16 protein-coding genes are annotated in these 19,471 nt (G+C 63.3%); 11 read left to right on the top strand and 5 right to left on the bottom strand.

Annotated elements, in window-relative coordinates; translation table 11 throughout:
* Nucleotides 1-50: 50 nt before the first annotated feature.
* Nucleotides 51-995 carry a LysR family transcriptional regulator gene (locus tag NFJ07_RS02705; protein ID WP_269992311.1) on the bottom strand — a complete coding sequence of 315 codons (945 nt, stop codon included), beginning with the start codon at nt 993-995 and terminating at the stop codon, nt 51-53.
* 306 nt (nt 996-1,301) lie between these two features.
* On the opposite strand from NFJ07_RS02705, the gene NFJ07_RS02700 reads away from it, so the two are divergent.
* The 6 genes from NFJ07_RS02700 to NFJ07_RS02675 all read left to right on the top strand — a co-directional run bounded on the left by NFJ07_RS02700 (nt 1,302) and on the right by NFJ07_RS02675 (nt 7,444).
* Complete coding sequence (locus tag NFJ07_RS02700; RefSeq protein WP_269992310.1) at nt 1,302-2,180, top strand: substrate-binding periplasmic protein; 879 nt, start codon at nt 1,302-1,304, stop codon at nt 2,178-2,180.
* A gap of 58 nt (nt 2,181-2,238) precedes the next feature.
* On the top strand, nt 2,239-3,024 hold the full coding sequence (locus NFJ07_RS02695) for an amino acid ABC transporter ATP-binding protein (RefSeq protein ID WP_269992309.1): 786 nt from the start codon (nt 2,239-2,241) through the stop codon (nt 3,022-3,024).
* Between the two features lies 1 nt (nt 3,025).
* A complete protein-coding gene (locus tag NFJ07_RS02690) occupies nt 3,026-3,664 on the top strand; it encodes an amino acid ABC transporter permease (protein ID WP_269992308.1) in 639 nt (212 codons plus the stop codon).
* Entirely contained in the window at nt 3,664-4,308 is a 645-nt protein-coding gene (locus tag NFJ07_RS02685; RefSeq protein ID WP_269992307.1) for an amino acid ABC transporter permease, read from the top strand. Before NFJ07_RS02690 ends, NFJ07_RS02685 begins: the two co-directional genes overlap by 1 nt.
* On the top strand, nt 4,308-5,174 hold the full coding sequence (locus NFJ07_RS02680) for an aspartate/glutamate racemase family protein (RefSeq protein ID WP_269992305.1): 867 nt from the start codon (nt 4,308-4,310) through the stop codon (nt 5,172-5,174). The genes NFJ07_RS02685 and NFJ07_RS02680 overlap by 1 nt, the downstream gene beginning before the upstream one ends.
* A 1,043-nt stretch (nt 5,175-6,217) precedes the next feature.
* Nucleotides 6,218-7,444: an IS110 family transposase gene (locus NFJ07_RS02675; RefSeq protein WP_269992304.1), complete on the top strand. Its 1,227-nt coding sequence runs from the start codon at nt 6,218-6,220 to the stop codon at nt 7,442-7,444.
* 251 nt (nt 7,445-7,695) lie between these two features.
* On the opposite strand, the gene NFJ07_RS02670 is transcribed toward NFJ07_RS02675, so the two are convergent.
* Nucleotides 7,696-8,385, bottom strand: a complete 690-nt coding sequence (locus NFJ07_RS02670) for a hypothetical protein (RefSeq protein WP_269992303.1) — start codon at nt 8,383-8,385, stop codon at nt 7,696-7,698.
* A gap of 279 nt (nt 8,386-8,664) precedes the next feature.
* Between NFJ07_RS02670 and NFJ07_RS02665 the strand changes: the two genes are divergently transcribed.
* Nucleotides 8,665-8,997, top strand: a complete 333-nt coding sequence (locus tag NFJ07_RS02665; protein ID WP_269992302.1) for a hypothetical protein — start codon at nt 8,665-8,667, stop codon at nt 8,995-8,997.
* 483 nt (nt 8,998-9,480) lie between these two features.
* Entirely contained in the window at nt 9,481-9,987 is a 507-nt protein-coding gene (locus NFJ07_RS02660) for a MarR family winged helix-turn-helix transcriptional regulator (RefSeq protein WP_269992301.1), read from the top strand.
* A 79-nt stretch (nt 9,988-10,066) separates the two neighbouring features.
* On the opposite strand, the gene NFJ07_RS02655 is transcribed toward NFJ07_RS02660, so the two are convergent.
* Complete coding sequence (locus NFJ07_RS02655; RefSeq protein ID WP_269992299.1) at nt 10,067-10,714, bottom strand: FMN-dependent NADH-azoreductase; 648 nt, start codon at nt 10,712-10,714, stop codon at nt 10,067-10,069.
* 97 nt (nt 10,715-10,811) lie between these two features.
* On the opposite strand from NFJ07_RS02655, the gene NFJ07_RS02650 reads away from it, so the two are divergent.
* Together NFJ07_RS02650 and NFJ07_RS02645 are read left to right on the top strand one after the other, a co-directional pair.
* The gene (locus NFJ07_RS02650; RefSeq protein WP_269992297.1) at nt 10,812-11,525 is read left to right on the top strand and encodes a nitroreductase; all 714 of its coding nucleotides are present in this window, start codon (nt 10,812-10,814) and stop codon (nt 11,523-11,525) included.
* A 25-nt stretch (nt 11,526-11,550) separates the two neighbouring features.
* Nucleotides 11,551-12,279: an SDR family oxidoreductase gene (locus NFJ07_RS02645; RefSeq protein WP_269992295.1), complete on the top strand. Its 729-nt coding sequence runs from the start codon at nt 11,551-11,553 to the stop codon at nt 12,277-12,279.
* A 105-nt stretch (nt 12,280-12,384) separates the two neighbouring features.
* Here the strand turns inward: NFJ07_RS02645 and NFJ07_RS02640 are convergent, their stop codons facing one another.
* The gene (locus tag NFJ07_RS02640; RefSeq protein ID WP_269992294.1) at nt 12,385-12,798 is read right to left on the bottom strand and encodes a hypothetical protein; all 414 of its coding nucleotides are present in this window, start codon (nt 12,796-12,798) and stop codon (nt 12,385-12,387) included.
* An 80-nt stretch (nt 12,799-12,878) separates the two neighbouring features.
* Complete coding sequence (locus NFJ07_RS26000) at nt 12,879-13,082, bottom strand: DUF1508 domain-containing protein (protein WP_442865273.1); 204 nt, start codon at nt 13,080-13,082, stop codon at nt 12,879-12,881.
* Nucleotides 13,083-14,619: 1,537 nt separating this feature from the next.
* On the opposite strand from NFJ07_RS26000, the gene NFJ07_RS02635 reads away from it, so the two are divergent.
* On the top strand, nt 14,620-19,461 hold the full coding sequence (locus tag NFJ07_RS02635) for an NAD-glutamate dehydrogenase (protein ID WP_269992293.1): 4,842 nt from the start codon (nt 14,620-14,622) through the stop codon (nt 19,459-19,461).
* Nucleotides 19,462-19,471 lie beyond the last annotated feature (10 nt).

The raw sequence follows: 19,471 nt of genomic DNA, 5'->3' as shown, positions 1-19,471 counted from the left end.
CGCGGCGGGGTCTCCGCGGGAGCGGGTCTCCTTCCCGCAAGCGGTGCAATTCAGTCGGAGGCGCGGCCGGGGGGCCGGGTCCGAGCCATCTGAAGCCGGGCGAGGATTCGCCGGGCCAATCGCATGAATTCGGCCGTGGCCGGCGAGACCGCGCCCGCCCGGCGTGTGATGAACGCGTAATGCTCGGTAACGGGGGGCTCCAACGGAGCCCAGAAGAGTCCGTGCTCGGCGATCAGCGAGCGTCCCACGTGGAAGGATACGAGGGAGTCTCCGACGCCCTTCGCCGCGAGCTCGAGTGCGTGGGTCTGGAATTCCACCTCGACGATGGGGTCGAGTGTCACGCCGGCCGATTGGGCACGTTCCAAGAGCGAGACGCGCAGCGGATCGTCATGGGACCAGCGCGATTCGGAGAGGATCAGTGGGCGCTGCGCGAGCGTGGTTATCTCGACCGGCTCGCGGGTGTGCTCCTCCCGTCGCGAGACGTAGACCACCTGGTCTACGAACACGGACTGCGTCACCACGAGTTCGCGGCTGTCGATCGGGAGCTGGACCAATCCTGCCTCGAGATCGCCCTCGCGCACTGCATCGGCGACCTCCGACGAGTTCAAGCCTGTCACCCGGATGCGGACTCCGGGGTGCTGGGCACGAAACTCTTGGATCAGCTCGGTCAGCAGGTACAGGTGGGCGCTGCTGAAGGTGCCGAAGGACACCGTCCCCTCCTCGAGGGAACGGACTCGCCGGCTCGTCTCAGCCATCGAGACGACGTCGGCGATCGCCCTTTCAGCAAGGGGCAGAAGGTCCTGACCTGCGTCGGTGAGGATCAGTTTCCGTGCGGTGCGTGTGAACAGGGCAACCTCAAGCGTCCGTTCGAGCGCCGCGATCTGCTCGGACAAGCTCGGCTGGGCGATGTGGTGCGCCTCGGCCGCGGCGGCGAACGTCCGCAGGCGGGCCGCGGTGACGAAGTACTCAAGCTGCCTGATCGTTGGGAGAGGCACGCAGGCCCCCTATCTATAGGAACATCCTTTGTCTCCCACAAGATACTCCACATTGCTCCTAACTATCACGGTTGATGTACTTGGTGACCAACGCAGGGAAACGCTTCGTGAGAAGAGAACGAACAATCCCTCCGTCACAATCGCCGCCGCACCGGCGACGCCCCCGCTTCGCCACAGAATCTGTCCAGCCTGAAGACCTCTCCGCCATCCGGGTTCTGAATCTCCCAGCCGACCGCCCGGCGCCCACGTGGTCCGAGCGCGCCTTTTCCGGAAGCACCCGCCCCAAGCAAAGGAAGCTACCCCGCCATGATCCCCACCCCGACGCCCCGCACCTTCCGCACCATTGCCTTCCTCGGCGTCATCGCCGCCGCCGTCGCCCTTTCGGGCTGCGAGGCCCCCACATCAGCCGCGCCCGCCGTCTCATCCAACTGCACCCCGAAGGACAAGGGACTGACGACGTACACCCCCGGCACGCTGACCGTCGGCGTCCCCGAAAACCCGCCTTACACCAAGACCGAGGGGACCAGCGCCTCGGGCCTGGAAATCGACGTCGTGACAAAGCTTGCCGCAGCAGAATGCCTCAACGTCGCCTACGTTCCTATCACCTACGCAAACGGCATCCCGATGATCAGCGAGCAAAAGCGGACCGACATCAGCACCGGCGGGTGGTACGTCACTGCGGCCCGCGCCAAGCAGGTCGGCTACACGACGCCGACCTTCTACGACACCATGGGCATCGTCTCCAAGAAGGACGCCTCAACCGTTTCGGACCTCCAATCGCTCGGGGCCGTCGGCACCGGCACCGGATTCTCCTGGAACGAGGACATGACCAAGGTCCTGGGCGGGAACCTCAAGCAATACCCGGGCACCGTCGAAATGAAACAGGACCTGATGAACGGGCGCCTGCAGGCCTCGCTCGACGGGTACGCCGTCGCCGTCGCCGCCTATAAGGGGACCGACTTCAAAGTGGAGCCTGCCAAGAAAGACGACCGGGTAGCGATCACTACATCGCAACCGACCATCGCGTTCCCCGTTGCAAAGGAGAACACCACGCTCTCCAACGCCTTCAGCGCACTGATCGACTCCTACCGAACGGACGGGACCCTCGCCGCCCTCCTGGCGAAATACGACCTCCCGGCCGAGCTCCTTGTACCCGCAGACAAGGCCGCAGCCTCCATCCGTTGACCCCCCTCAGCGGGGCGCCGACCGCTCGGCGCCCCGCTTATACCCAAGGAGTTCCGCCGTGTCCCAGCAGCTGATTACGGAATCGCAACAAGTCACGTCCGCAGGCGTGACGATCACGAACCTCTCCAAGAGCTACGGCGACAACCAGGTTCTCGACAACATCTCCATTAACGTCAAGCCAGGCAGTGTCACAGCACTGATCGGTCCCTCAGGATCTGGAAAGAGCACCCTGCTGCGCTGCATCAACCTGCTCGAAACCCCCGACGAGGGCACGATCACCGTTGGGACAACCACCGTTGAGGCGGGCACAAGGGTCAGCGACCGCGCCCTTCTTGACCTCCGCCGCCAGGTCGGAATGGTTTTCCAGTCCTTCAACCTGTTCCCCCACATGAGTGTTCTTCGCAACGTTGCCTTTCCGCAGGAGAAGATCCTCGGACGCAGCCGGGAGGAAGCCGAAGAACGCGCCCTCACCCTCCTGGACCGAGTGGGTCTCCGTGAAAAGGCACATCAGCACCCTGACCGATGCTCAGGCGGCCAGCAGCAGCGCATCGCCATCGTGCGGGCGCTGGCATTGAACCCCCGGGCAATGCTCTTCGACGAACCGACCAGCGCCCTCGACCCGGAGGTGGGCCTCGAAGTCCTGGCCGTCATGCGGGAACTCGCCGCAGGCGGCATGACCATGATCGTGGTCACACACGAGATGCAGTTCGCGCGCGATGTCTCTGACCACCTCGTCGTCATGGCGGACGGCCACATCATCGAAGAAGGCCGCCCCGCTGAGATCATGGCCAACCCCGTCCAGGAGCGTACCCGCCGCTTCCTCAGCGCCGTCCTGGAGCGCTGACGTGGACGCAATCGCCCTTGTCCTCCTAGGACTACCCATGACACTGCTCGTAACGGTTTCATCCTTTGGGATCGGCGCGATCGTCGGCATTCCGCTCATGCTCGGGCTGCGTTCGAATTACCCCCCAATCCGGGCCGTGTTCCGCGTGATCGTGGACCTCATACGCGGGGTGCCCACCATTGTGTGGCTGTTTCTGCTCTACTTCGGCGTGACTTTCGGCCACCTGCGGCTCAGCTCGCTCTCGGCCGCCATCGCCGGACTGGGGATCGTCTCGAGCGCCTACCTGGCTGAGATCTACCGCGGCGGCTTCGCAACGCTCGCCCGCGGCCAGATTGAGGCATCCCACGCGCTAGGCCTTGGCCGAACCACCACGTTCATCCGTGTGCTCGCACCCCAGGCGCTGCGCACCTCGCTGCCTTCGATCACCACCTTCCTGCTGGCCCTCTTGAAGGATTCCTCAATCGCGTCGACCATCGGCGTGACCGAAATGGTGTTCTCGGCCACCACCTTCTCGCGCCAGAACCCCGGCACCGCGGGCCTCATGCCGTTCTTCATCGCTGCAGGCGTGTACGTCGTCGTGAGCGTCCCGCTCGCGGTCGTCGCGAGGCGGCTCGACTCCCGACTCCGGAGGAACCACTGATGGACCTCGTTCAATACCTCCCGCAGCTGTGCCAAGGACTGCTCGTGAGCCTCCAGCTCACCGTGATTTCGGTGGTCTTCGGCTACGCAGTCGGCCTGCTCCTCGCTCTTGGTGTCTCATCCCGGCTGTCGTGGCTGAAATGGCCCGCGCTGGTTATCGTAGAGGTCGGGCGAGGCATCCCTTCGCTCGTCGTCCTCTACGTCGTCTACTACGGTCTGCCATCCGTCGGTCTGCTCTTCGACAACTTCGCTGCCGCCGCCATCGGCCTCACTTTCACGGTTGCGGCATACTCATCGGAGATGCTCCGCGCGGGCATCCAATCGGTACACCGCGGGCAAAAGGAAGCTGCGATGGCCCTCGGACTCCCGCAACCATCGACCTTCACCCGCATCATCCTCCCGCAGGGTCTTCGCTCATCGATACCGGCCCTCATGGGCCTGGCCATCCAGTCATTCCAAGGCACGTCGCTGGCCTACTCCATCTCAGTGAGCGAGTTGATGAGCAACGCCTACCAGAGCAGTTCCATCACTTTCCAGTACCTACAGATCTACGCGATCACGGGACTGGTCTTCGCTGTCATCGCCGTGCCGTCGACCTGGACCTCTGTCTGGGTGGAACATCGGCTTGCGAAGGGGTTCGCCTGATGAAGACTATAACTTGGCTCGAATCCACGCATGGGGACCCCGAACTCCACGAGCTGTGGGAATTCCTCGCACAGCAAGTAGAAGTCCTCGCCGCAGGCCGGGCGAAGACGCAGCTGCGCCACGTCTCGGTTGCCGCAGGCGGCATCCGCACGCCCGCGAACCGGCTCATGAGCGACGCGGCCATTCTCGCCAGCAGCCTCAACATGCAGATGGAATCCGACGCCGTAGTCATCGGTTGCTGGGGCGCTCCGACAGAAGCGGTTCGATCTGCGCTCAGCGTCCCGGTCACCAGTCTTCCCGATGCCAGCATCCGTGCAGTTGGAAGCCTCGCCAGACGAGCGGTGGTCGTGACCGTTGCGCCATCGCTCGCACCAATCTTCACCGACGACCTCGTCCGTTTGGGTGCAAGCGGATTCCTCCATGATCGCCCGGTCCGCGCCTATGACCCCGAATCGACCCACGAAGATGTGCTGCCAGCCATCAGCGATCCGGCCGATCTCATTCATCGCTTCGACAAAGCGGCCGAAGAGGCGGTTCGTGACGGGGCGGACGCGATCGTTGTAGGCTGCGGCTACCTCGCTCCGATCTTCACCGCTCATGGCTACGAGAGCGTCCTAAAGCACCCGGATGTCCCGGTATTGGACTGCAACCGACTTGCCTTCGAGCACGCGCTGCAGCTCCTCGCGCTGGACACGGCAGGGATCCGACCTACCCAGCGGGGATATGTGCGCCCCGTCGGAGCTCGGGAGGATTTGCTCGCAGAGGCAGCAGGGCGGTTAGCGAACCCCAGCACCCCAAAGACAAAGCGCCGCTCCCCCCGGCTCGGACCTGCTGCCGCCCCGGGGATAGCGAAAGGCGAACAATAATGAGACGTCAAGACACCGTCCAAACCAGCGGCACGGGCCGCCCCCACCTGCCACAGACCGGAGAACACTGCCCCACGACCGGCTGGTGGCTCGTACCGGGTTCCGGCCGGCCGCGTTTCATCTCTGAAGGGGACTTGATGCCGCCCATCGACGGTCGTCCCGTGACGTGGGCGAAGCAACACACTTCCGCCTCACCGTCGCGGAAGCTGACTCCGATACCGGCTGCAACACTCGTTGACGAGCCAGCTTTGAGCATAGGTCCCCCGGAGGGAAGTTTCCCGTCTCCCACCGACGGAGGATGCGACGAGGGCTGCCCACTCTGCTCGCTCCCCGAAACCGACTGAATGCCCGTCCCCGTGCTCATAGAACTCCGCCAGTCCGTGGGCCCTTTCTTGTCTAACCGTGAAGCCTGCCCGCCGGATGGTGAACGGCACCAGGGACAAGTCGGCTGTCGCAAAGCGCACTCGCGGTTCCGGTCCCGGAAGACGATCGGTTCGTCATGCAGTACCCGACGAACCGCACTATGAATAGTCATGACCACAGAATCAGACACAGACTGGCGGGCCCCACTCCCCCCGGAACGTGCCCAGACATCTTGTCCCGGCAAGACAAGCCCATGAACTAGCAACAAAGGAGAAAATCGGAGGGCCCGAACAGGCACCCGGCCACACCAACGGCCACCAACAAAAACGGCCCCGAAGGAACCCACAAAAAGCTGATTTGTGCACAGTCAGAGGGCCAAAGGCCCCCTGACCTGCGGAAACACGTGCCCAAGGTGGGACTCGAACCGCATTCCAGCCCTTGAAAACGGTAATACTGGAATTGGTCTTGAACCGGTGTGACCCGCTTGAAAACTGACGTGCCTGCGGGTGCTGTCTTCCCTGTGATCTGTCCGCCGGTTCAAGTTCCGCTATAAGCGCGTTGAGCCAGGCGGACATGACTTCATAGGAGCCTGATTCGACCAGTCCCATTACCGTTTTGTCTGCCCACCTGGCCCACGTGACCGTCAACTAATCACTGGTACCTGAGGGGCAGTTTCCATTTTGGCAAAAGAACCGCTAAATGTCTTCGTCGGCGTCGACACGCATGCCGATACTCACCACGTCGCCATCATCAGCGAGTACGGCAAACCTCTGGCCGATCAGGAGTTCCTCGCCGTGGGCTCCGGATACCGCAAAATCCTGGACTTCATTGCCACTCATGGAACGGCTGCCGCGGTGGGGGTCGAAGGAACCGGCTCATACGGTGCCGGGCTGTCCAAGGTGCTCCGCAGCGAAGGGCTCACTGTCCTGGAGATCAACCGGCCGAACCGGGCCCAGCGTCGCCTGAAAGGCAAATCCGATCCCCTGGATGCCTACCAGGCAGCCCAGTCGGTACTGGCTCAACGAGGCCTATCGACCCCGAAAGCCAAAGACGGACCCGTCGAATGCCTGCGGATCCTACGTACCGCGCGCTCTTCGGCAATGAAAGCCCGCACGGCAGCAATCAATCAGATCAAGGGTCTCCTCGTGTCGGCACCGGACGCTCTCCGGGCGAAATACAGGGGAATGGCCACTCCCGCCATGATCACCGCCCTCCAGCGGAGCAGGCCGTCAGGCCATGTGGCCGACCCGGAATACATGACGGCCCTGACCTTGAAAACCCTGGCCACCCGTTACCAGGCTTTGGCCGAGGAAATCACCGCCGCCGATGCTGCCCTGCAAGAAATCCTCGATTCCTATGCGCCCTTGCTCTGCGACCTCCCAGGCGTAGGACCGGACGTTGCCAGCCAGCTCCTCGTCACCGTGGGAGACAACCGGGGACGGATCGGAAACGAAGCCCAGTTCGCGGCACTCGTCGGGGTTGCACCCATCCCGGCATCGTCAGGAAAAACGACCCGCCACCGGCTCAGCCGAGGTGGTGACCGCAACGCAAACCGTGCCCTGCATCAAGTGGTGCTGACCCGCATGTCTTCGTGTCCACGCACGAAAAACTATGTCAGTAAACGCACCACCGAAGGAAAAAGCAAGCGAGAGATCATGCGTTGTCTCAAACGCTACGTATCCCGTGAAATATACCGACAGATATTCAACCCGGTACCGGCACCAGGCATCACCGACCTACGCCAGAAACGCAAAAGCCTCGGGTTGACCATTAACACGGTCGCCGCCGAACTCAGCCAATGGCCCTCCATTATCTCCCGCCTCGAACGAGGCCTCATCCGCAACGACGACCTCGCAACAAGCTACCGGAAACGGCTCGAGGAGCAAGCGACTCAAAAAACGAATTGACAACCATAGGAGCATCACTGGGAACTCCCGAAAACATCCCGAGTACGGCCCGGTCCGGCCCCGGTACGGCCCAGTCCGACGGCAAGAGTGTGCACATTGTGCACACCCCGTTTTTCGCTTAGAGACCGTTGCGACGCTACTCCCCCGCCTTGGGATATTCGGCTTGGCCATAGGTCGTTGCAGGTACGGCCTTGGCCGTCACTGGCCAAGCCCTTGCAAGCACCACTACCTTCAAATGACGTACAAGGATGTCAGGGGCCGCGGTTGACCGTCGGGCGCTCTTTCAGGGTCCGGCCGATCTTCTCGACCGAGGCGAACCACGACAGCATGTCCTGGTCAATCGCGCCGATGCCCGTTCGCATGTTGGCGAGCTGGGCTTCGATTCGGCTGTTGATGAGGGGTTCAAGATGCGCGACACGGTTCCGCAGGCGGTACACGCCCTCCACCGCCCGCTCCAAGTCATGGACCGGTCGTTTCAGGTTCGGGAATGCCGAACTCAGCGCCTGATCCCACAGTAGCTGCTTCCCGGCATCCTTACGGCCTGGCAGCATGAACCGCCACGTGCCAAGCGACATGGCCGCAAGAAGATCCTCGTGCAGCGGCTCCCGCTGGTGCTTGGGCCGCAGGCGCGTTGATCTCCCCGCGCGTGATCTGGCATCGGGAATGTCTCTGCCGACGATCCGCTCTATCAATACCGACGGATCCAGAAGCCAGTCCGAGGAGTGGGCCTGTCCGGTTTTCGGGTTTGTCTGGGTGGCGTTCCAAAGACACAGTTTTTCATCGAGGGCATTACGAAGGACGACCTCGAAAATGTGCAGGGCCTCATAAGCAGCGCCGGAGAGCCGGATGTTCCACCGGTACAGGTGAACGGCATCCTGCAGGCTCCCGGCAGCCTCAAGATACGGTGCCAACCGGGCGTTGCTCAACCGGCGCAGCAGCACAGACTCGATGCTTTTTGGTTCAGACTTAGCCACGGTAGTAAACTGTAGAGGAAGACAGGGGCAGGTTCCCTGTTATGGATTACTGAGGGTCCCGCAGCCAGGAGCTGCGGGGCCCTCAGCCATTTACGACCGGATCCCGAAATGGGCCAGGCAGAAGGACCCGCCCACCAGTCAGCTGGCGGGCGATCCACGAATCCTCCGGCCGCTGCTGGTTTGGTCAGCCTCCGTGTGCGATCACGCCCGGGACTGCTTGGTGCCCTTCCAACGTAGAATCAGGCCATGGTGCGGATCGAGGAACTGACGGACACAGACTCCGGAACGTTTGCCTTCCGCACATCGACAGGCTCCCTCTACCGGATCGCCCTCGGCAACTCCCCAAGCCTCACGCGTCTGCCAGCGGACCAAGACCCAGAAGCCGCTTACCGAACGGCAGGGGTGTCGGTTCTCAGGATGGACACCCAGGAGATTCCCCTGCTGGGCATCGGGAAACTCAAGGTAGGCGAAAGGGCCGTCCTTTTCCTGGACATTGTCGGTGACGGGCTCACCGTCACAGCGCGCGACACCAGTGAAGTCGTCAGCATCCACCTTCTCAAGAGCCACGGGCCAATCTGAGCTGTCCGACCAAGCGATCGCCCCGGACGGGCTGCATCCGGTCGCCGAACCGGTGGCGGCGCTGGGGATAACCCGAGGCGTTGTATCCGGCAGTTTGCTCGCGGCCGGTCGCCCCCGGGCCGATTTCGTCCCGGAAACTGCTCGAAGTAGATGTGCTCTTCCCTCATGCCTGCTTCGCTGAGCGCGTCAAACTGCATCCTGCAATGCTGATCGGTGGCCACCTACCGGCGCGTATCCCGGAAGCAACCCCATGCCGCTCATGCCAGATCGAGGGTGTGCCATTTTGCCTCGAGGCCTTGTGGTGGGACTCCCCCCGTGAGACAGACTCGGTGAGACACCTCTGGCCGCATAACAGGTGAAAATGCGGTGCTTGGCAGTTCCTCATCAAGCTAGAGACACCAACTCGGTTGGTTCTTAGGAACAGGGGTCCGTTGTCGAGGCTGCCCTCGACAGTTTCAACCGATACCGTATCGAACGATCACATTGCTTAGTAAGGTTGTTCTTATGGCCAACGACGTTCCTCGCCAACCCACCACCTCCCGTGCCACCGGCCGCCCCGGGGACGCTTCTCCCTTCGCCCTGGGACTACTGCTGCGCAGGGCGCACTGGCGCGCGGCCGCCGTGATGGCGGAGGCGCTCGGGCCGCTTGGCATCGAGTTGCGGCATTTCGCCGTGCTGATCGAGCTAGTTAACCGCGGTCCCACCATGCAGCGGGATCTGACGACCGCTACCGGCTCGGACAAGGCGGGAATCATGCGGGTCGTGGACGACCTGGAGCGAAGAGGGCTGGCCGTGCGCAAGACCGTTCCGGGGGACCGGCGGGCGCGGGCCGTGGAGATCACACCTCGGGGACTCGAACTTTTCGACGCAGCCCATGTGGCGGCGGAACCGCTTGCCGAGCGTCTCGTCGCGGAACTGGAGTCCGACGAGCCCGAGCGGCTGATGGATCTGCTGACCCGTATTGCCCACACGGCTGATAGTGAACCGTAAGCGCGGCGCACCTGCACAGCCACGAGGGGCCGTGAGACGCCCTCGAACGAGGGCGTCTCACGGCGTCCATGGGCCAAGGCTAAGCCACGCGCGCCGCGATTTCCTTGGCCTTGGTGGTCGCGTCCTCGAAGGCGCGCTTGCGGGAGGCCTCGTACAGGGGGACTAGTTCTGACATGGCCGGGTTGCGGGTGGCCATGGTGAGTTCCGGGACGATGAAGTCCAGGTCCAGGCCGAGGGTGCCCTTGAGGACGGCTTCCAGGTAGTTCTGCACGAACTCGTAGCCCTCGCGCGGGGTGCCCGGCCCGTAGGAGCCGCCACGGCTGGCGACGACGACCGCGGGGGTGCCCTGGGCGGAACGGGACTCGCCCGCGGTGCGGCCGAGCAGGAGCACGTTATCCAGCCATGCTTTGAGGGTCGAGGGGATCGAGTAGTTGTACATCGGGGCACCGATCAGGACGGCGTCCGCCTGCTCCAGCTCCTCGATGAGCCTCACACGCGCGGTGAACGCCGTGGACTGCCCCGGCGTGCGCCCGGGCGGGGCGGCATAGCCGGCGGACCAGGCGTCGGCAGTGATGTGCGGGACGGGGTCGGACGCGAGGTCGCGGTAGATCACCGTGCCCTCCGGGTGCTGCTCCTCCCAGGTCTTCCGGAAGGCGGCGGTCACCGAACGGGACGAGGACGCCTCGCCGGGGAACACGGACGTGTCGATATGCAGCAGTGTGGTCATGCGCTTTCTCCTAAGGTGATGCCCGCGGCGGAAGCCAAGGGCTAAGGGCTCGTGCTCAGCGGTAGTCCAGAGCACGATAGTATTGAATGATACTATCTTGTATGAAACGATAACACTCGAGCAGATTGGAAAGTGGTTGATCATGGACGTCTATGAAGCGGTTACCAGCCGAAGGGCGGTGCGCGGATTCACCGACCGGCAAGTCCCGGGTGAGGTGCTGGGGCGCGTTCTGTCCGCCGCGGCTTGGGCGCCGTCGGGATCGAACATTCAGCCGTGGCACGCCTACGTGCTGAGCGGCGCGCCGCTGGCTGAGTGCAAGAGACGCGCCACCGAGCGTCTGGCCGCAGGCGACCCGTGGGACGAGCCAGAGTACAAGCAGTACCCGACCGCGCTGAAGTCCCCGTACCACGAGCGCCGTTCCGCCTTCGGCGAGCAACGCTACGGTGCACTCGGCATCGCGCGCGATGACCTGGAGGCGCGCCAGCGGGCCGCTTCCTCGAACTGGGACTGTTTCGGCGCGCCCGCCGCCCTGTTCTGCTACATCGACCCCGACATGTGCTCGCCCCAATGGGCCGATGTCGGCATGTACCTGCAGACCGTCATGCTGCTGCTCCGCGCCGAGGGGCTGCACAGCTGCCCGCAGATGGCTTGGGCGAAGTTTCACAAGACCGTCGCAGAGGTCCTCTCACCCCCGGAGGAGCTCATCCTCTTCTGCGGCTTGTCGATCGGGTACGAGGACGACACGATGGACTTCGCCCGGACAGGCCGGGCGTCGCTCGAGGAGACGGTGACGTTCGTCGATGGTCTCTAACACACACCCCAACGAAAGGAATGTCATGAAAATCGCAGTCATCGGCGGTACCGGGCTGATCGGGTCGCAGGTCGTCAAGAATCTGAACGCCGCCGGGCACGACGCCGTGCCGCATTCGCAGTCCACGGGAGTCGACGTCATCAGTGGCGTAGGAGTGGACGAGGCCGTGGCCGGCGCCGACGTCGTCGTCAACCTGACGAATTCCCCGACCTTCGACGAAGCCTCCCCGGCCTTCTTCCAGACCTCGATGGACCAGCTATTGGCCTCGGCCAAGAAGGGCGGCGTCGGCCACTTCGTCATTCTCTCGATCGTTGGCGCGGACCAGGTGCCGGAACTGGACTACTACCGTGCCAAGGTGCTCCAAGAGAGGATCCTCGCGGCCGGGCCCATCCCCTACTCAATCGTCCGGGCGACGCAGTTCATGGAATTCATGGACGCGGTCCTGGCCTGGACCGCCGACGGCGACACCGTCCGGTTGCCCGCCACGCCGATCCAGCCGATCGCGTCCAAGGACGTGGCCAAAGCGGTGGCGGAGGTCGCCGCAGGCAACCCGCTGAACGGCATTCGCAACATCGCCGGTCCCGAGGTCTTCTCCCTGGACGAACTGGGCCGAATCACCCTGTCCCGCAAGGGCGACAAACGCGAAGTTGTTACGGACCCGACCGCCGGCATGTTCGCCGTCATCAAGGGAGACGCCCTTACCGACAAGGACGCCCACCTCGCCCCCACCCTCTACGCCGACTGGATTTCCTGACCCACCGGGCAGTTATGCGGCGGGGCACGCGGGAATCCCATGCGCCCGGACCGGGCGTCCTTAGCGATTCCACTGATTCCATGACGAGGATGGAGCCCGCGGATCCTACTGAGCCGCATCCGGTGAAGATGCGGCGCTCATTCCAGGGTGCCCTTTTCTGATAACAGGTAAAGGTGCCGTGTCGAAGAATCGGTATTCCCCCATGGGGGCGCGGATTGTTCCGGCGGCTTCCGCTTTCTCCCGGATAAAATCATGGTCACCCCTGGAAAGTACAACCTGTCCATTCGGGTCAAGCTCAATGTCCCCGTGCGGGTCTTTGCCGAATTTCGCCGACATTGCCGGGGGCAGGAGCAGACATGCCGGATTTTCCAGAAGCCATGTCCGGGTCTCGGAATCGAGCCGGTCCCACTCATCCTTGATGTTCACGCTTGCTGATACCAACTTCGTGTCCAGTTTGCCGAAACTGAATTCCGACCAGACTACGCCCGACCCCAAAAAGAATGGTAAGAACTCTTCCATGCCGGACTTGTCCGCCGAACCCCGGGACAACGCTCGGAGCTGTTAGTGACTGTCAATCAACAAACGGCCGGGCTGCCGTGTCACGACTGTCGAGAATGGGATTTAGTTGTGCAATCCACAACATGCGCCGTGGCCGCCTGTTCCCGGATGTCCCTGACCGCGGCGGCTGCTGCCGCCATGTCTTCGTACGCCTCCGACTTTGCCAGGGTTTCCCCGGCGGAATTGACGAGGTTTATCCGGACCCCTCGCGGTTCAGCGTCTACAAGTTCGAATTGGCCAGGCATCGGCGTCCCCTTCGCGATTGGTGCGTTGACGTTCGTGCCGGCGAGCGCATCGCCGAAACAACAAGTATATGACAACTATGTCAACAATCATGAATTGTCAGCAGAAAAGAATGTGTTATTCCTTCACGGTCAAGAACGGCAGCCAACGGCAGGGCTCGGTTCGCTGCGGTTTGCCGAGCCGTTATGCCGGTGGTTATCGACAGGCGGGGCAGCCGGGCGATGAGGGACTGCGCAGCCGTCGACGCCTGAACGAACTTTGTCGAACTGGGCGATCACCCCGATCACCCCGTTCTGGGGCGCCGAGCACCGCCATTGCCCAGCAGGACAGCGGCCGCCGCCGACAGAGCCATCGAGGCGATGAGCCAGTCGCTGCACATCACTCCCATAATCTGGGCGGTGCCGACACCAAGGACCGGGACAGAGATGCCGGACGCGGCTTTGACACGGCAGATCCGGTACAGCATCCCGTCCGACCTGCCTTGCCCTGCGAGAGCATCCAGCAAGCATGACACGAACTGCCAACGCCGCGAAGAGAACTGTGACGAGGCGACAAAGAGGCTCCACCGACGAAACAGGAACGAGGCCCGGCGGGGCCGGCGTGCCTCACGTCCTCTTCGAGAGTGACGCAGCGCCGTTCGATGTTTGGCGAAGAAGGCGTTTCAGCAAGCGGCGCTGGTCGGATTGCACGCTCACGTCACCGCTCGCCTACTGGGGTTGTAACGTAACCGGATCAAGGCCCGAACAACCTCAGTGACGATTGAGCATCTGAGCAACTGCTGCTGGGCCTGCCACCAGCTCTCCACAATTTGGAGGATAAGCGGCGCGTCCCTCCTGTCCCGCTGCCAGGAAACAACTGATGCCATCAGGACAGACATGCCCTTATGGCCAACCGAACGCATCGAGACTGTAGTCGCCGGTGACGTTGGAGCAATTCTGGGAGCCAGCCTTCCACCCATGGCTCCGTTACGGATGCACCACTCGAAGAAGGCCGGATAGACCTCCTTGGCCTATGGGTGTGCCCATTGCAGGACAGGCTTCTTCGGTGACGGCTCCCTCGCCATGGAGTCCAGTGGAATCGGTCACCGTCCCGGTGACCGCCGGCATTCCTCTCGCTGTTGACATCCTCACCAAGTCCACCACCTGTGCGCCGATAAAGGCTTCGGACCATGCAGTCAGGGACGGGCCTGAGACTTCCGGGCCAACGTTTGACGGGTGCATTCCAGACCAACATCAGGCCCGCCAGCCCTCAAGCCCAGACCAGAAGACGTTGCCGTAGTGGGAAGGCAGATCTCCGAAAAGACGCCGTGCCATCGTGGCCGGACATCGGACCCGGACCGCGGAGACTCAACTTCGCGTTCCTGGTCCTCGACCCGCACCTTCGAACAGCAAATAGGACGAGTTCAAACACATAGAGAACCCGCGACGCCGGTGGCTCTGGACGTGTTTCCCGGTGGTGGCGATGATAAACACATGCGCGAGGACAAGATGATCAACCGCAGTTTGCGAATGGCACCCCGCGTTGTGGAGGCGCACTGGCATGTCACCCAAATCAGACCACGCGGAGCATATTGCCGCGCCCGGCGCCTTCAAGCCCGACAGGCAGTTCCTGACTGACTACTACGCTCATGTACCCACGGAGGATCTGCGGAGCTACAGTCCTGAGACGCTCCGGGCGCGGGCCGGGCACCATCTGAAAGTGGCGTCGTCGCGGGCTCCAGGACGGGCCGCAATCGGCATCCTGAACGAGCTGGACGCGAGTATCGTTGCCGTGGTTGCCGAGGACATGCCCTATCTGGTTCACTCCGTAACGGCGGAGCTCACCCGTGAAGGGGCCTCGATCCGGCTGCTCGTGCATCCGATCTTCCATGTGCTGCGCGATCCGGATTCCCGTATGCTGCTGGGCGTCCGCCCTGGCCCTTCCAGAGAAGGACTCCTGGAAGAGTCCCTGGGGTCGGCCCGTGGAACGTGCGAGACCTGGGTGGCCGTGGAAATCGCCAAGCTGGCTGATGAGACCGCCACGCGCGAGCTCACGGAACGCCTGCACAGGGTGTTGGACGATGTTCGCGTTGTCGCCGATGACGAGGGAGCCATCAGCAGGAAGGTGTCCGAGGCTGTCACCTCGGTGGGCGGATTCCCCGAATCCGTGGTTCCGCCACGAGGACAGCTTCGTGAGTTGCTTCTCTGGATGGCTGACGGCAACTTCCTGTTCCTCGGTTACGCCGAATTTGAGCTCACGACGGCGGGCGGCCAGGAAATGCTCGCCGAACGGCAAGGCTCCGCGCTCGGTCTGTTGAGGCGGCCGCAGCGGGACGCCGCCAAAAGCGCCGGGCCGGACGCACCCAATATCCGCGAGCCCCACGCACTCGCTCTTGCCACCTCCGAGCTGCGGTCCACGGTCCTGAGGCGCTCGTACCTGGACGAAGTGCGCCTGCAAGTGTTCGACGCAACCGGCCGGGCTACCGGCGAACGGCGCTTCTTGGGGTTGTTCACGCCCGGCGCCGGGCACGAGTCGGTCCTGCGGATTCCGGTACTCCGGGAGAAAGTCCAGGCAGTCAGCGAAAGACTGGGGGTTACGCCCCGATCCCACCAGGCCAAGGAACTCATGGCTGTCCTGGAGACCTTTCCGAGGGACGAGCTGTTCCACATGGAGGCGGATGGCCTCGCCCGCCTGGCGGGCGAAATTCTTCGTGCCGAGGTGCTGCAGCGGATCCGCGTGTTCCTTCGTCCGGACAGCTTTGGACGGTTCGTGTCGGCGCTCGTCTTCTTCCCGCGCCGCCGCTACAGCACGGCGGTGCGGCTGTTGATGGAAGAAGAACTCAGGCGGGCGTTCAAGGCGGACTCTGTCGATTTCGAGGTCCGCCTGACCGAGTCACCCATGGCCCGGGTGTTCTTCCGGATCCATGGTGATGCAGCGCCGGACGCGCCGGCGTCCAACACCGACGTCGTCGACCCTTCCCAGCTCGAGCGGCGCCTGATCGCTGCTACCCGCTCCTGGTCGGACGGGCTCGACGATGCGATCCGTGACCGCTTCCCGGCAGCAGAGGCCGCAAGGCTCGCCGGGCTCTGGTCGGACGCATTTCCCGCCAGTTATCGCGCGGTCTACGACGTGGAAGCCGCGGTCACGGACATCATCAATTTCGAGACGTTCGACCTGGACGGTACAGGCGGCAGACCATACGGGGACCCGCTGCTCACGGTCTACGTCAGGAAGGGCGCCTCGAGCACGCTCGTGGAGGACGCCCGGATCCGCCTTTACCTGACAAAGCCCAGGAGCCTCACGCAGATCCTGCCCTTCCTGCACAACCTCGGGCTCGAAGTACTGGACCAACGGCCTTTCGAAGTCCGGCGGGGGAATGGACAGGATTTCTTTCTCTACGACCTCGGCGTGAAGTATCCCGACGGCGTCGACCCCGGGGAAACCAGCGGCCTGCTCGCGGATGCCTTCACGGCCGCCATGCGGGGGGACATCGAATCCGACCGGATCGACGCACTCGTCATCCGGGAGCGGGTGGGTTGGCGGCACGCCGCAATCCTGAGGAGCTACGCGAAGTACCTCCAGCAGCTGGGGACCACCAACTCGTACGGTTTCATCGCGGACACGCTGATCAGCAACGTCCGGGCAACGCGCGCGCTCCTGGCCCTGTTCCAAGCGAAGTTCGATCCAGGGCTGGACGAGCCTGACCGTGTCCGGAAAACTGCTGACGCGAAGAAAGAGTTGACGGCCGCCATCGACGACATTCCGGTCCTCGACGCAGACCGTCTGCTGCGCACCTTCATGAACCTCGTGGAAGCCACAACGCGGACCAACTACTTCCTGGACAAGGCCTACCTGAGCTTCAAAGTCAATCCTGCGGCGATCACCGGTGCACCGTTTCCGCGGCCGAAATACGAGATCTGGGTCTACTCGCCGCGGGTGGAAGCCGTCCATCTGCGCTTCGGGGACTTGGCGCGCGGGGGGGTGCGCTGGTCTGACCGAAGTGAGGATTTCCGGACCGAGGTCCTGGGGCTGGTCAAGGCTCAGAACGTGAAGAACTCCGTCATTGTGCCCACCGGGGCAAAAGGAGGCTTCTATCCCAAACGATTGCCGGACCCGGTCCTAGACCGCGAGGCCTGGCTCGCTGAAGGCCTGGAGTGCTACCGGATCTTCGTCAAGGGCATGCTGGACGTCACGGACAATTTGCTCGCCTCAGGGCAGGGCGAGTCGGTGGTGCCCCCGGACCGCGTGGTGCGCCATGACGGCGATGACTACTACCTGGTGGTTGCAGCCGACAAGGGAACCGCCTCGTTTTCCGATGCGGCCAATTCCGTGGCCCGGGAATACGGCTTTTGGCTCGGCGACGCGTTCGCTTCCGGGGGATCCGTGGGATATGACCATAAGCAGATGGGCATCACGGCCCGTGGCGCGTGGGAATCCGCGAAACACCACTTCAGTGAGCTCGGCGTGGATTCACAGCGCGAGGACTTCACTGTGGCCGGCATCGGAGACATGAGCGGCGACGTATTCGGAAACGCGATGCTGCTCTCACCGCACATTCGTCTGGTGGCGGCTTTCGACCATCGGGACATCTTTCTTGACCCGAGCCCCGACGCGCCAAGGTCCTTCGAAGAACGCAGGCGTCTCTTCGGTCTTCCGCGTTCCTCCTGGGCGGACTACGATCCTTCGCTGATCAGTGCGGGCGGGGGCGTTCATTCCCGCCGGGCCAAAGCCATCGGGATTACGGAGCAGGTCCGGACGGCCCTCGGCCTGGAACCGGGAACGGTCTCGCTGCCTCCCCACGCGCTGATGCAGGCCATTCTCCGGGCGCCCGTGGACCTGCTCTACAACGGCGGCATCGGAACGTACGTCAAAGCCTCCACGGAGGACCAAACGCACGTGGGTGACAAAGCCAACGACGCCATCAGGGTCAATGGCAACGAGCTGAGGGCCCGGATCGTGGCCGAGGGCGGGAACCTGGGCTTCACGCAGCGCGGCCGGATCGAGGCGGCCCTCGCCGGCGTCCTCCTCAACACCGACGCGATAGACAATTCGGCCGGCGTGGACTGCTCGGACCACGAGGTCAACATCAAGATCTTCATCGACCGGATGATCGCCGCCGGGAAGATGGGGCCTGCTGAACGTGCGGGCTTCCTGCGTTCCCTGACCGATGAGGTAAGCCGCCTGGTCCTGGCAAACAACAGGGACCAGAACGTCCTCCTGTTCAACGACCGGCACCAGGCACTGGAGCTGAGTCCCGGCTTTGAGCGGATCATGGACTGGCTCGAGAACGCCGCGGACTTGGACCGCGGCTTGGAGGGGCTGCCGAGCACGGAACAACTCCAGGACCGGCTGCGGGCAGGCACCGGGCTGACCGCCCCCGAACTGTCGGTGCTTGCCGCCTACGCAAAGATCGAACTGGCCAAGGAGCTCACCGCGAGCGACCTCGCCGACGATCCCTGGTTCAAGCGGATCCTCCGAGGCTACTTTCCCCGCCAGCTGTCCGAGCGCTTCGATGCCGAACTGGACTCCCACCCCCTGCGCCGGCAGATTATCTGCACAGTAGTGGCCAACGACATGATCAACCTTGGAGGGATCACGTTCGCCTTCCGCGCCATCGAGGAAACCACGGCCACCGCCGCGGCCGTGGCCAGAGCCTTCGTGGTAGTCCGCGAGGTGTACGGCCTGCAGTGGATAACGGGCAGGATGGCCGCCCTTCCCGTCGGGTTTCCCCGCGAACACGCCGCAGAAATGGCACTGTACATGCGCAGGGCCCTGGACCGGGCAACCCGCTGGTATGTGACACACGATCATCGGGACCAGCCTATCGAGGATGCCCTTGCGAGGATCGCGCCGACTTTTGGGCTGCTGCGGACCCGGACCCTGGACTTTCTGCGCGGCTCCGATCGTGACCACACCGAGGACCGGCTGGCGCGTTGGGCCGACGTCGGGATGCCGGATGAGCTGGTACGGCGCGCCTCCGATCTGCTGGAAAGCTTCGGGCTCCTGGAGATCTCCTTGATTTCGGAACTGGTTGAAGAACCACTCACCGCGATCGCAGATCTGTACTATGCGGTTTTCCACCGGATCGGTGCGTTGAGTCTGCTGCTGCGCATCACCGACCTGCCCCGGCAGAACCGCTGGGAAGCCCTGGCCCGGGCCTCGTTGCGCGACGATGTGTACTCCGCCGTGGCAGACATGACCATTTCCGTCATGCAGACCACCCAGAGCCCTAATGCGACAGGTGCCAATGCCGTGGAACGCATTGTGGAGTGGGAACGCGGACACCATGAGCAACTGGGAAGGATCAAGGACACCTTCGCGGAGGTCACCAAACCCGGGCAGGTGGACCTCGCCTCCATCTCCGTGGCCCTGAAACTCCTGCGAACCATAGTGCGGCGGTGAGGGACCGAGC

Source organism: Arthrobacter sp. B2a2-09, from assembly GCF_027587375.1.
Lineage (GTDB): Bacteria > Actinomycetota > Actinomycetes > Actinomycetales > Micrococcaceae > Arthrobacter.
Note: the sequence above shows the minus strand (reverse complement) of the source record. Positions and strands in the feature narration are given on the sequence as shown.